The 13,881-nt window shown below is 57.2% G+C and carries 11 protein-coding genes; all 11 read left to right on the forward strand.

What is annotated here, in order from left to right; all coding sequences use genetic code 11:
• Positions 1–3: 3 nt before the first annotated feature.
• Genes KO1_RS18790 through ftsA form a run of 11 tightly spaced genes read left to right on the forward strand, consistent with a single transcriptional unit; the run spans position 4 to position 13,844 of the window.
• A complete protein-coding gene (locus KO1_RS18790) occupies positions 4–1,770 on the forward strand; it encodes a peptidoglycan glycosyltransferase FtsI (protein WP_004098582.1) in 1,767 nt (588 codons plus the stop codon).
• Positions 1,757–3,244: a UDP-N-acetylmuramoyl-L-alanyl-D-glutamate--2,6-diaminopimelate ligase gene (gene murE, locus KO1_RS18795; RefSeq protein ID WP_024273725.1), complete on the forward strand. Its 1,488-nt coding sequence runs from the start codon at positions 1,757–1,759 to the stop codon at positions 3,242–3,244. The genes KO1_RS18790 and murE overlap by 14 nt, the downstream gene beginning before the upstream one ends.
• Entirely contained in the window at positions 3,241–4,599 is a 1,359-nt protein-coding gene (gene murF / locus KO1_RS18800) for a UDP-N-acetylmuramoyl-tripeptide--D-alanyl-D-alanine ligase (RefSeq protein ID WP_024273726.1), read from the forward strand. Before murE ends, murF begins: the two co-directional genes overlap by 4 nt.
• The gene (gene mraY, locus KO1_RS18805) at positions 4,593–5,675 is read left to right on the forward strand and encodes a phospho-N-acetylmuramoyl-pentapeptide-transferase (protein ID WP_004098585.1); all 1,083 of its coding nucleotides are present in this window, start codon (positions 4,593–4,595) and stop codon (positions 5,673–5,675) included. The genes murF and mraY overlap by 7 nt, the downstream gene beginning before the upstream one ends.
• A gap of 2 nt (positions 5,676–5,677) precedes the next feature.
• Positions 5,678–6,994 (forward strand): UDP-N-acetylmuramoyl-L-alanine--D-glutamate ligase, encoded by a 1,317-nt coding sequence (murD, locus tag KO1_RS18810; RefSeq protein ID WP_064407081.1) that lies wholly within the window; start codon positions 5,678–5,680, stop codon positions 6,992–6,994.
• Positions 6,994–8,253 carry a cell division protein FtsW gene (ftsW, locus tag KO1_RS18815; protein WP_004098587.1) on the forward strand — a complete coding sequence of 420 codons (1,260 nt, stop codon included), beginning with the start codon at positions 6,994–6,996 and terminating at the stop codon, positions 8,251–8,253. Before murD ends, ftsW begins: the two co-directional genes overlap by 1 nt.
• Entirely contained in the window at positions 8,250–9,320 is a 1,071-nt protein-coding gene (gene murG / locus KO1_RS18820) for an undecaprenyldiphospho-muramoylpentapeptide beta-N-acetylglucosaminyltransferase (RefSeq protein WP_016807523.1), read from the forward strand. Before ftsW ends, murG begins: the two co-directional genes overlap by 4 nt.
• Positions 9,321–9,367: 47 nt before the next feature.
• Positions 9,368–10,843 (forward strand): UDP-N-acetylmuramate--L-alanine ligase, encoded by a 1,476-nt coding sequence (gene murC / locus KO1_RS18825; protein WP_004108115.1) that lies wholly within the window; start codon positions 9,368–9,370, stop codon positions 10,841–10,843.
• Entirely contained in the window at positions 10,836–11,756 is a 921-nt protein-coding gene (locus tag KO1_RS18830) for a D-alanine--D-alanine ligase (RefSeq protein WP_004108113.1), read from the forward strand. The genes murC and KO1_RS18830 overlap by 8 nt, the downstream gene beginning before the upstream one ends.
• A 1-nt stretch (position 11,757) precedes the next feature.
• Complete coding sequence (ftsQ, locus tag KO1_RS18835) at positions 11,758–12,591, forward strand: cell division protein FtsQ (RefSeq protein ID WP_004108112.1); 834 nt, start codon at positions 11,758–11,760, stop codon at positions 12,589–12,591.
• Positions 12,588–13,844, forward strand: a complete 1,257-nt coding sequence (gene ftsA / locus KO1_RS18840; protein WP_004098594.1) for a cell division protein FtsA — start codon at positions 12,588–12,590, stop codon at positions 13,842–13,844. Before ftsQ ends, ftsA begins: the two co-directional genes overlap by 4 nt.
• The last annotated feature ends 37 nt before the right edge of the window (positions 13,845–13,881 follow it).

Genomic DNA, 13,881 nt, shown 5'->3' on the forward strand with positions numbered 1-13,881 from the left:
CGCATGAAAGCAGCGCCGAAAACGCCAAAAGCAAAACGTCAGGAAGAACAGGCCAACTTTATCAGTTGGCGTTTTGCGTTGCTGTGCGGCTGTATTCTGCTGGCGCTGGGCTTCCTGCTGGGCCGCGTGGCCTGGCTACAGGTGATTAGCCCGGACATGCTGGTACGCCAGGGCGATATGCGTTCTCTGCGCGTGCAGGAGGTTTCTACCGCGCGCGGAATGATAACCGATCGTTCCGGCCGTCCGCTGGCGGTGAGCGTACCGGTAAAAGCGATCTGGGCTGACCCGAAAGAGCTGCATGAAGCGGGCGGCGTCACCCTGGACAACCGCTGGAAGGCGCTGGCCGATGCGCTGAATATGCCGCTGGATCAGCTGGCATCGCGCATCAATACCAACCCACGGATGCGTTTCATCTACCTGGCGCGTCAGGTGAACCCTGATATGGCCGACTACATCCGTAAATTGAAGCTGCCGGGGATTCACCTGCGGGAAGAGTCCCGCCGCTACTATCCGTCGGGCGAAGTAACCGCTCACCTCATTGGCTTCACTAACGTTGATAGCCAGGGGATTGAGGGCGTTGAGAAGAGCTTCGATAAGTGGCTCACCGGCCAGCCCGGCGAGCGTATCGTACGTAAAGACCGCTATGGCCGGGTAATAGAAGATATTTCGTCCACCGATAGCCAGGCCGCGCATAACCTGGCGCTGAGCATCGATGAACGCCTCCAGGCGCTGGTTTATCGCGAACTGAACAATGCAGTGGCGTTCAACAAGGCGGAGTCAGGCACAGCGGTTCTGGTCGACGTCAACACCGGCGAAGTGCTGGCAATGGCTAACAGTCCTTCGTACAACCCGAATAATTTCGCCGGCACGTCTAAAGATACCATGCGTAACCGCGCCATTACCGACGTGTTTGAGCCGGGTTCAACGGTGAAGCCGATGGTGGTGATGACGGCCCTTCAGCGCGGCATTGTTAACGAAAATACCGTGCTGAATACCATACCTTACCGAATTAACGGCCACGAAATCAAAGACGTGGCGCGCTACAGCGAATTGACCCTGACCGGGGTGCTACAGAAGTCGAGTAACGTCGGTGTTTCTAAGCTGGCGTTAGCGATGCCGTCCTCAGCGTTAGTAGATACTTACTCACGTTTTGGGCTTGGAAAAGCGACCAATTTGGGGTTGGTCGGAGAACGCAGTGGCTTATACCCTCAAAAACAACGGTGGTCTGACATAGAGAGGGCCACCTTTTCTTTCGGCTATGGGCTAATGGTAACCCCGTTACAGTTAGCGCGAGTCTACGCAACGATCGGCAGCTACGGCATCTATCGCCCGCTGTCGATTACCAAAGTTGATCCACCGGTTCCGGGCGAGCGCGTCTTCCCGGAATCACTCGTTCGTACCGTTGTTCACATGATGGAAAGCGTGGCGTTGCCCGGCGGCGGCGGCGTGAAGGCGGCGATCAAAGGCTATCGCATCGCCATTAAAACCGGTACGGCGAAAAAAGTAGGGCCGGATGGCCGCTACATCAACAAATATATTGCTTACACCGCAGGCGTTGCGCCCGCCAGCCATCCGCGCTTTGCGCTGGTGGTGGTGATCAACGATCCGCAGGCGGGCAAATACTACGGCGGCGCCGTTTCCGCGCCGGTCTTCGGTGCCATCATGGGCGGCGTGCTGCGTACCATGAACATTGAACCGGATGCGCTGGCAACGGCTGAAAAAAGTGAATTAGTGATTAATCAAGGCGAGGGAACAGGTGGCAGATCGTAATTTGCGCGACCTTCTCGCTCCGTGGGTGCCAAATGCGCCGGAGCGAATTCTGCGAGAAATGACGCTGGACAGCCGGGTGGCTGCTTCTGGCGATCTTTTTGTCGCGGTTTTAGGTCATCAGGCGGACGGGCGTCGTTATATCCCGCAGGCGATAGCGCAAGGTGTTGCTGCCATTATTGCTGAGGCCAAAGATGAGGCCCATGACGGCGAGATCCGTGAAATGCACGGGGTGCCGGTTATCTATCTCAGCCAACTCAACGAGCGCTTATCCGCGCTGGCCGGGCGTTTTTACCATCAGCCTTCAGAACAACTGCGCCTGGTGGGCGTCACCGGAACTAACGGTAAGACCACCACGACGCAACTGCTGGCGCAATGGGCGCAGCTGCTTGGCGAAACCAGTGCGGTAATGGGAACCGTAGGCAATGGCCTGCTGGGGAAAGTTATCCCAACGGAAAACACCACCGGTTCGGCTGTTGACGTTCAGCACGTCCTTTCTGGCCTGGCAGGGCAGGGGGCAACGTTCGCCGCGATGGAAGTTTCCTCTCACGGCCTGGTGCAGCACCGCGTCGCCGCGCTGCAGTTTGCCGCGTCGGTCTTCACCAACCTGAGCCGCGATCACCTTGATTACCACGGTGATATGGAGCATTACGAAGCGGCAAAATGGCTGCTCTACTCAACTCACCATTGCGGTCAGGCGATTGTTAATGCGGACGATGAAGTCGGTCGCCGCTGGCTGGCGAAACTGCCGGATGCGGTTGCCGTATCGATGGAAGATCACATTAACCCGAACTGCCGTGGCCGCTGGCTCAAAGCCACTGCAGTGAACTATCACGACAGCGGCGCAACCGTTCAGTTTGCTTCCAGCTGGGGTAACGGCGAGATAGAAAGCCGCTTGATGGGCGCCTTTAATGTCAGCAATCTGCTGCTGGCGTTAGCCACCCTGCTGGCGCTGGGTTATCCGCTTGCCGATCTGCTGAAAACCGCCGCGCGCCTGCAGCCGGTATGCGGGCGTATGGAAGTGTTCGCCGCGCCGGGTAAACCGACCGTGGTCGTTGATTATGCCCACACGCCCGATGCGCTGGAAAAGGCGCTGCAGGCGGCGCGTCTGCACTGCAGCGGTAAGCTGTGGTGCGTATTCGGCTGCGGCGGGGATCGCGACAAAGGCAAGCGTCCGCTAATGGGCGCTATCGCCGAAGAGTTTGCCGATATTGTGGTTGTCACCGATGACAACCCGCGCACTGAAGAGCCGCGGGTGATTATTAACGATATTCTGGCCGGCATGCTGGACGCGGGCCATGCCAGAGCGGTGGAGGGGCGTGCGGAAGCGGTGACGAATGCAGTGATGCAGGCGAAAGAAAACGACGTCGTTCTGGTGGCGGGCAAAGGCCACGAGGACTATCAAATCGTCGGCAATCGCCGGCTCGATTATTCTGACCGTGTCACCGTGGCGCGTTTGCTGGGGACGGTAGCATGATTCGCTTGACTCTCAGCCAGCTCGCCGACATCACGCGCGGCGAGCTGCACGGCCGCGATGTGGCGATTGATGACGTCACCTCCGATACCCGTAAAGTCACGGCGGGCTGCCTGTTCGTGGCGCTAAAAGGCGAGCGTTTTGATGCTCACGATTTTGCCGAACAGGCGAAAGCTGCCGGCGCGGGCGCGCTGCTGGTCAGTCGTCAGCTGGCCTGCGATTTACCGCAGGTAGTGGTGAAGGATACGCGCCTCGCGTTTGGCGAACTGGCCGCATGGGTGCGTCAGCAGGTTCCGGCGCGCGTAGTCGCGCTGACCGGATCTTCCGGAAAAACCTCGGTCAAAGAGATGACCGCGGCGATTCTGAGCCAGTGCGGGAATACGCTGTATACCGCAGGTAACCTGAACAACGATATCGGCGTGCCGATGACGTTGCTGCGCCTCACCCAGGAATATGACTACGCGGTCATCGAGTTAGGCGCTAATCATCAGGGCGAAATTGCCTGGACCGTTAGCCTGACCCGCCCCGAAGCCGCGTTAGTGAATAACCTGGCCGCTGCCCACCTGGAAGGTTTTGGCTCTCTGGAAGGCGTGGCGAAAGCTAAAGGCGAAATTTACACCGGCCTGCCGCTCAACGGCATCGCGATTATGAACGCCGACAATAATGACTGGCTGAACTGGCAAAGCGTAATTGGCGAGCGTAAAACCTGGCGTTTTTCGCCGAATGCCGCCAACAGCGATTTCACCGCAACCAACGTACACGTGACGTCGCATGGGACTGAATTTACCCTGCAAACCCCATCGGGCAGCGTTGATGTCCTGCTACCGCTCCCGGGGCGCCATAACATCGCTAATGCGCTGGCCGCAGCGGCGCTGTCAATGGCGGTTGGTGCGACGCATGAGGCGATCAAAGCGGGTCTGAAAGATCTGCAAGCAGTACCAGGGCGTTTATTCCCGATCCAACTGACCGACAGCCAGCTCCTGCTGGATGATTCCTATAACGCCAACGTTGGCTCGCTAACCGCCGCGGTACAGGTGCTGTCTGAGATGCCGGGCTATCGGGTACTGGTCGTCGGCGATATGGCTGAACTCGGCGCGGAAAGCCAGGCGTGCCATCGTCAGGTGGGCGAAGCGGCAAAAGCGGCCGGGCTCGATCGCGTACTGAGCGTCGGTACGCTGAGCGCAGAAATCAGCGGCGCCAGCGGAGTTGGCGAACATTTTAGCGAGAAGGCCGCGCTGGTGACTCGCCTGCGCGAGCTTACCGCAGAACATAAAATTATGACCATTTTAGTGAAAGGTTCACGTAGTGCCGCCATGGAAGTGGTAGTACGCGCATTACAGGAGAACGGAACATGTTAGTATGGCTGGCCGAACATTTGGTCAAATATTATTCAGGCTTTAACGTCTTTTCCTACCTGACGTTTCGCGCCATTGTCAGCCTGCTGACCGCGCTGTTCATCTCGCTGTGGATGGGCCCGCGCATGATCGCCCGTCTGCAAAAACTCTCCTTTGGCCAGGTTGTACGTAACGATGGCCCGGAATCTCACTTTAGTAAGCGCGGTACGCCAACCATGGGCGGGATCATGATCCTGACCGCCATTGTTGTCTCCGTTCTGCTGTGGGCTTACCCATCCAACCCCTACGTCTGGTGCGTACTGACGGTTCTCGTCGGCTACGGCATCATCGGCTTTGTCGATGACTATCGCAAAGTGGTGCGTAAAGATACCAAAGGCCTGATTGCGCGCTGGAAGTACTTCTGGATGTCGGTGATTGCGCTGGGCGTTGCCTTTGCGCTGTATATGGCAGGTAAAGATACGCCGGCGACTCAGCTGGTGGTGCCGTTCTTTAAAGACGTGATGCCGCAGCTGGGCCTGTTCTACGTCCTGCTGGCCTATTTTGTTATCGTTGGGACCGGTAATGCGGTCAACCTGACTGACGGCCTCGATGGGCTGGCGATTATGCCAACCGTATTCGTTGCCGCCGGCTTCGCACTGGTGGCCTGGGCGACCGGTAACATGAACTTCGCCAACTACCTGCATATTCCTTATTTGCGTCACGCCGGTGAACTGGTGATCGTCTGTACGGCGATTGTTGGCGCGGGTCTGGGCTTCCTGTGGTTTAACACCTATCCGGCACAGGTCTTTATGGGCGATGTGGGTTCGCTGGCACTCGGCGGCGCGCTGGGTATTATCGCCGTGCTGCTGCGCCAGGAATTCCTGCTGGTGATTATGGGGGGCGTATTTGTGGTGGAAACGCTCTCGGTGATTCTGCAGGTCGGTTCCTTCAAGCTGCGCGGTCAGCGCATTTTCCGCATGGCGCCGATTCACCATCACTATGAACTGAAAGGCTGGCCGGAACCGCGCGTTATCGTGCGTTTCTGGATTATTTCGCTGATGCTGGTGCTGATTGGCCTGGCGACGCTGAAGGTACGTTAATCATGGCAGATTATCAGGGTAAAAAAGTCGTCATTATTGGGCTGGGTATGACCGGCCTGTCATGCGTGGACTTTTTCATGGCTCGCGGCGTGACGCCGCGGGTGATGGATACCCGCGTTGCGCCGGCGGGGCTGGATAAACTGCCGGAAGCTGTTGAGCGCTATGTTAGCGGTCTTAATGAAGACTGGCTGTTGACGGCAGACCTGATTGTCGCCAGTCCGGGTATCGCTCTGGCGCATCCTTCCCTGAGCGCCGCGGCGGATGCTGGGGTGGAAATTGTCGGTGATATCGAACTGTTTTGCCGCGAGGCGCAGGCGCCTGTCGTTGCGATCACCGGCTCTAACGGTAAAAGCACCGTGACTTCCCTCGTGGGAGAAATGGCGAAAGCAGCGGGTATGAACGTTGGCGTTGGGGGCAATATTGGCCTGCCGGCGCTGATGCTGCTGGATCCTGAACGCGAACTCTATGTTCTGGAGCTTTCAAGCTTCCAGCTGGAAACTACCTCCAGCCTGCGGGCGGTAGCGGCGACGATCCTGAACGTCACCGAAGATCATATGGACCGCTATCCGCTGGGGCTTCAGCAGTACCGCGCCGCCAAACTGCGAATTTACGAGAATGCGCGGGCCTGTATCGTCAATGCCGACGATGCGTTAACCATGCCGGTACGCGGCGCGGACGAGCGCTGCATCAGCTTCGGCGTTGACGTTGGCGACTATCACCTGAACCGCCAGCAGGGCGAAACCTGGCTGCGCGTCAAAGGCGAAAAAGTGCTTAACGTCAAAGAGATGAAGATTAGCGGCCAGCACAACTACAGTAACGCTCTTGCGGCCCTGGCCCTGGCTGACGCCGCGGGTTTGCCGCGCGCCAGCAGCCTGAAAGCGCTAACCACATTCACCGGGCTGGCGCATCGTTTCCAACTGGTGCTGGAGCACAACGGCGTGCGCTGGATCAACGATTCTAAAGCCACCAACGTCGGCAGTACCGAAGCGGCGCTCAATGGGCTGCATCTTGATGGAACGCTCTATCTGCTGCTGGGCGGAGACGGGAAATCCGCTGATTTCACGCCGTTAAGCCGTTACCTGACCGGCGACAACATTCGCCTGTACTGCTTCGGACGCGACGGCGCGCAGCTGGCGGCGCTGCGCCCGGATGTCGCTGTGCAAACGGAAACGATGGAGCAGGCGATGCGCCAGATTGCGCCGCAGGTTGTCCCGGGCGATATGGTGCTGCTGTCTCCCGCGTGCGCCAGCCTCGATCAGTTTAAAAACTTTGAACAACGCGGCGACATCTTTGCTCGCCTGGCGAAGGAGTTAGGTTGATGCGTTTATCACTCCCGCGCCTGAAAATGCCACGGCTAAGACTGCCGCGTCTGCCGGGAATGTTTATTTTCGCATGGCTGTTCGCCGCGCTGAAAGGCTGGGTGATGGGCTCACGGCAAAAAGATACCGATAGCCTGGTGATGTATGACCGGATGCTGCTGTGGCTGACTTTTGGCCTGGCCGCAATCGGCTTCATCATGGTGACCTCGGCGTCGATGCCGGTAGGCCAGCGTCTGGCGAACGATCCGTTTCTGTTTGCCAAGCGCGATGGCTTATACATTCTGCTGGCGCTAGGGCTGGCGATGGTGACGCTGCGCCTGCCAATGGAGTTCTGGCAGCGCCACAGTACTGCAATGCTGATTGCTTCTATCGTCATGCTGCTGATTGTTCTGGTGGTCGGCAGCTCGGTTAACGGGGCCTCGCGCTGGATTGCGCTGGGGCCGCTGCGTATCCAGCCTGCGGAGTTCACCAAGCTGTCGCTGTTCTGCTATATCGCCAACTACCTTGTGCGTAAAGGCGACGAAGTGCGTAACAACCTGCGCGGCTTCTTAAAGCCGATGGGCGTGATTTTCGTGCTGGCGATTTTACTGCTGGCGCAGCCTGACCTCGGTACCGTCGTGGTGCTGTTTGTCACGACTCTGGCCATGCTGTTCCTTGCGGGGGCCAAGCTGTGGCAGTTTATCGCGATTATCGGGATGGGGCTTTCGGCAGTCGTACTGCTGATTCTGGCTGAACCGTACCGTATTCGCCGCGTGACCTCTTTCTGGAACCCGTGGGAAGATCCATTCGGCAGCGGCTACCAGCTCACCCAGTCGCTGATGGCCTTTGGCCGCGGCGAAATGTGGGGGCAGGGCCTGGGTAACTCGGTCCAGAAGCTCGAATATTTGCCCGAGGCGCACACCGATTTCATCTTCGCCATTATCGGTGAAGAACTCGGTTATATCGGTGTGGTACTCGCACTTTTAATGGTATTCTTCGTCGCTTTTCGCGCCATGTCCATTGGCCGCAAAGCGCTGGAGATTGACCACCGTTTCTCCGGTTTTCTGGCCTGCGCCATTGGGATCTGGTTCAGCTTTCAGGCGCTGGTTAACGTCGGCGCGGCAGCGGGAATGCTGCCAACTAAAGGCCTGACGCTGCCGCTGATCAGCTACGGTGGCTCGAGCCTGCTGATTATGTCGACGGCCATCATGTTGCTGTTACGAATTGATTATGAAACGCGTCTGGAAAAAGCCCAGGCGTTTACACGGGGTGTTCGATGAGCGGTCAGGAAAAGCGGTTAATGGTGATGGCGGGCGGTACCGGAGGACACGTGTTCCCGGGGCTGGCGGTTGCGCACCATTTAATGGACCAGGGCTGGCAGGTTCGCTGGCTGGGTACCGCGGATCGTATGGAAGCGGATTTAGTGCCGAAGAACGGCATTGAAATTGACTTCATTCAGATTTCCGGCCTGCGCGGCAAAGGCCTGAAGGCGCAGCTGCTGGCGCCGGTTAGGATATTCAACGCCTGGCGCCAGGCGCGGGCGATTATGCAGCGTTTTCAACCGGACGTGGTGCTGGGAATGGGCGGCTATGTGTCCGGCCCCGGCGGACTGGCGGCATGGTCGCTGGGGATCCCGGTGGTCCTGCATGAACAGAACGGAATTGCCGGTCTGACGAATAAGTGGCTGGCGAAAATTGCCAAAAAAGTGATGCAGGCATTCCCCGGCGCTTTCCCGCATGCCGATGTTGTGGGCAACCCGGTTCGCACCGATGTGCTGGCGCTCCCGCTGCCGGAACAGCGCTTAGTCGGGCGTCAGGGGCCAATTCGCGTATTGGTCGTCGGCGGTTCGCAGGGCGCTCGCGTGCTCAATCAGACGATGCCGCAGGTGGCGGCGAAGCTGGGCTCTACTGTCACCATCTGGCACCAGAGCGGTAAAGGTGGGCAGGGAACCGTACAGCGGGCCTATTCCGATGCCGGGCAGCCGCAGCACAAAGTGACCGAATTTATTGACGACATGGCGGCGGCTTACGCCTGGGCCGATGTTGTCGTGTGTCGTTCCGGGGCGCTGACGGTGAGCGAAATTGCCGCCGCGGGTTTACCGGCGCTGTTTGTGCCTTTCCAGCACAAAGATCGTCAGCAGTACTGGAATGCCCTGCCGTTAGAGAAGGCAGGTGCAGCGAAGATCCTCGAGCAGCCGCAGTTTACCGTGGATGCCGTCGCGCAAACCCTGGCTGGCTGGGATCGCGAAACGCTGCTGGATATGGCGGAGCGAGCGCGTAGAGCCTCGATTCCGGATGCTACCGAACGGGTAGCGGAAGAAGTGAGCGCCGCAGCACTGGCGCGCTAATCGCGGTGATGATCACCGTCCGAATAAAGAAGTTGATGGCGTAAAGAATGAATACACAAGATCTGGCAAAACTGCGTTCCATAGTGCCCGAGATGCGTCGCGTCCGGCACATTCACTTTGTTGGCATTGGCGGTGCCGGCATGGGCGGTATTGCCGAAGTTCTGGCCAATGAAGGTTATCAGATTAGCGGCTCCGACCTGGCGCCGAATCCGGTGACCCAACAGTTGACTCAGCTTGGCGCCACGATTTATTTCAATCATCGCCCTGAAAACGTGCGCGATGCGAGCGTTGTCGTGGTTTCCAGCGCGATTTCTGCGGATAACCCGGAAATCGTCGCCGCTCACGAAGCGCGTATTCCAGTTATTCGTCGCGCTGAAATGCTGGCGGAACTGATGCGTTTTCGCCACGGCATTGCCATTGCCGGCACGCACGGCAAAACCACAACTACGGCGATGGTCTCAAGTATTTATGCAGAGGCTGGACTTGATCCGACCTTCGTGAACGGTGGTCTGGTGAAAGCCGCTGGCGTGCATGCGCGCCTTGGACACAGCCGTTACCTGATTGCCGAAGCGGATGAAAGCGACGCCTCGTTCCTGCATTTACAGCCGATGGTTGCTATCGTGACCAATATCGAAGCCGATCATATGGATACCTACCACGGCGACTTCGAAAACCTGAAGCAGACGTTTATCAACTTCCTGCATAACCTGCCGTTCTATGGACGCGCGGTGATGTGCGTGGACGATCCGGTGATTCGCGAGCTGCTGCCGCGCGTTGGTCGCCAGCTCACCACCTACGGTTTTAGCGATGATGCTGACGTTCGCGTGGAAGAGTATCGTCAGGTCGGCGCTCAGGGGCATTTCCGCCTGGTCCGTCAGGATAAAGACGTCATTCAGGTGACGCTGAACGCACCGGGTCGCCACAACGCGCTTAACGCAGCGGCAGCGGTGGCCGTTGCGACGGAAGAGGGCATTGATGATGAAGCGATCCTGCGCGCGCTGGAAAGCTTCCAGGGTACCGGGCGTCGTTTTGATTTCCTCGGCGAATATCCGTTAGCTGAGGTTAACGGTAAAACGGGAACCGCGATGCTGATCGATGATTATGGCCACCATCCTACGGAAGTGGATGCCACTATCAAAGCGGCGCGAGCGGGCTGGCCGGATAAAAATCTGGTGATGTTGTTTCAGCCGCACCGTTTTACCCGTACGCGCGACCTGTACGACGATTTTGCCAACGTACTGACCCAGGTTGATGCTCTGCTGATGCTGGACGTTTATTCTGCTGGCGAAGCCGCCATTCCTGGCGCTGATAGCCGCTCGCTGTGCCGTACGATTCGCGGCCGCGGAAAAGTCGACCCGATTCTGGTTTCCGATCCGGCGCAAGCGGCAGAGATGCTGGCATCAGTATTGACCGGCAACGATCTGGTGCTGGTGCAGGGGGCGGGAAATATCGGTAAAATCGCCCGTCACCTGGCGGAAATCAAATTGCAACCGCAAAAAACGCAGGAGGAGCGCCATGGCTGATAAAATCGCGGTCCTCTTTGGCGGAACCTCCGCTGAACGTGAAGTCTCTCTCAATTCAGGTTCTGCGGTGCTCGCCGGCCTGCGTGAAGCCGGCGTTGATGCGCACCCGGTCGACCCGCGCGACGTTGATATTACCCAATTGAAAAATATGGGCTTTAAGAAAGCGTTTATTGCCTTGCATGGTCGCGGCGGTGAAGATGGTACGTTGCAGGGGCTGCTGGAGCTGATTCAGCTTCCCTACACCGGCAGCGGGGTGATGGCTTCAGCGATCTCAATGGATAAGCTGCGCAGCAAATTACTGTGGCAGGGCGCCGGACTGCCGGTTGCGCCGTGGGTTGCGCTAACCCGTAAACAGTTCGAGGCAGGGCTTTCTGCTGACGTTGAACAGCAACTCCTGGCTCTCGGACTGCCGCTGATTGTTAAGCCGAGCCGGGAAGGCTCCAGCGTCGGTATGTCAAAAGTCAGCGAAAGTTGCGCATTACAAAATGCATTGGCGCTGGCTTTTCAGCATGATGATGAAGTTCTGATTGAAAAATGGCTCAGTGGTCCGGAATTTACCGTCGCTATGGTTGGAGAAGAAATTTTGCCGTCAATACGTATCCAGGCGGCTGGAACCTTCTATGATTATGAAGCAAAGTATCTCTCTGATGAGACGCAATATTTCTGCCCAGGCTTCGAAGATCCCGCGCGTGAGTCAGAAATCCAGGCTCTGGTGCAAAAAGCCTGGGATAGCCTTGGCTGCAAGGGATGGGGAAGAATTGACGTGATGCTGGACAGCGATGGCCAGTTTTATCTGCTGGAAGCTAACACCTCTCCTGGCATGACCAGCCACAGCCTGGTGCCGATGGCGGCGCGTCAGGCAGGGATGAGCTTCTCGCAGCTTGTTGTACGAATTCTGGACCTGGCGGGGTGATATGTCGCAGGCTGCGCTGAATACGCGGAACCACGAAGAGGAAGAAGAATCTTCTTCGCGTCGAAGTAATGGCTCTCGTCTGGCAGGTATTTTCTTCCTGCTGGCGGTGCTCTGTACCGTGCTGGTCAGCGGCTGGATGGTTCTGGGCTGGATGGAAGATGCACAGCGGTTACCGCTGTCGAAGATGGTCGTCACCGGAGAGCGTCACTACACGCGCAACGATGATATCCGTCAGGCGATACTGGCATTGGGGTCGCCGGGCACCTTTATGACTCAGGACGTCAATATTATTCAAAGCCAGATTGAACGCCTGCCGTGGATTAAGCAGGCGAGCGTCAGAAAGCAATGGCCGGACGAATTGAAGATTCATCTGGTTGAATATGTGCCGATTGCGCGCTGGAATGATCAGCATATGGTAGACGTCGAAGGCAATTCTTTCAGCGTGCCGTCAGATCGCACCAGTAAACAGAATTTACCGATGTTATACGGCCCGGAAGGTAGTGAGAACGAAGTTCTTCAGGGGTACCGTGACATGGGGCAGGTGCTGGCAAAGGATAAATTCACGTTGAAAGTGGCGGCAATGACCGCGCGTCGCTCCTGGCAATTGACGCTTAATAACGATATTAAGCTCAATCTTGGCCGAGGCGACACCATGAAACGGCTTCAGCGCTTTATGGAACTCTACCCGGTTCTTCAGCAGCAGGCGCAGACCGACGGCAAACGGATAAGCTACGTTGATTTGCGTTATGACTCGGGAGCGGCAGTCGGTTGGGTACCGGTTCCCGCAGAGGAAACTAATCAACAACAGAATCAGGCACAGGCAGAACAACAATGATCAAGGCGACGGACAGAAAACTGGTAGTTGGACTGGAGATTGGCACCGCTAAGGTTGCCGCTTTAGTAGGGGAAGTTCTGCCCGACGGTATGATTAATATCATTGGCGTGGGCAGTTGCCCATCGCGTGGTATGGATAAAGGCGGAGTGAACGACCTGGAATCCGTGGTGAAATGCGTACAGCGCGCCATTGACCAGGCTGAACTGATGGCGGATTGCCAGATCTCGTCAGTCTATCTGGCGCTTTCAGGCAAGCATATCAGCTGTCAAAATGAAATTGGTATGGTGCCGATTTCTGAAGAAGAAGTCACTCAGGATGACGTCGAGAACGTGGTGCATACCGCCAAATCGGTTCGCGTGCGCGATGAACACCGCGTTCTGCACGTTATTCCGCAAGAGTACGCTATTGACTACCAGGAGGGGATAAAAAACCCCGTCGGCCTGTCTGGCGTACGTATGCAGGCAAAAGTGCATTTGATTACCTGCCATAACGATATGGCGAAAAATATTGTCAAAGCGGTGGAGCGCTGCGGTCTGAAAGTCGACCAGCTCATTTTCGCCGGTTTAGCCGCCAGCTATTCCGTATTAACGGAAGATGAACGTGAACTGGGTGTCTGCGTGGTGGATATCGGCGGTGGTACAATGGATATCGCGGTGTATACCGGCGGCGCGCTGCGTCATACCAAAGTGATCCCTTATGCGGGGAACGTTGTGACCAGCGATATTGCTTACGCTTTCGGTACGCCGCCGAGCGATGCCGAAGCCATTAAAGTGCGCCACGGCTGCGCGCTGGGCTCCATCGTTGGTAAAGATGAAAACGTCGAAGTGCCGAGCGTGGGTGGGCGTCCACCCCGCAGCCTGCAGCGTCAGACTCTGGCAGAGGTTATTGAGCCGCGTTATACCGAATTGCTCAACCTCGTGAATGAAGAGATTCTGCAACTGCAGGAACAGCTTCGTCAGCAGGGCGTCAAGCATCATCTGGCGGCAGGAATTGTATTAACCGGCGGTGCGGCGCAAATTGAAGGGCTTGCCGCCTGTGCGCAGCGCGTGTTTCACACGCAGGTGCGAATTGGCGCGCCGCTGAACATTACCGGATTAACGGATTATGCCCAGGAACCGTATTACTCGACGGCGGTTGGGCTGCTGCACTACGGGAAGGAATCTCATCTCAGTGGTGAAGCAGAAGTGGAAAAACGCGTAACGGTCGGGTCGTGGATCAAACGACTCAACAGTTGGTTGCGAAAAGAGTTTTAATTTTTTAAGAGAACGCAGAAAATTAGCGTTCTCAGGC

It is taken from the genome of Klebsiella oxytoca NBRC 105695 (assembly GCF_001598695.1).
Taxonomy (GTDB): Bacteria; Pseudomonadota; Gammaproteobacteria; order Enterobacterales; family Enterobacteriaceae; genus Klebsiella; species Klebsiella oxytoca.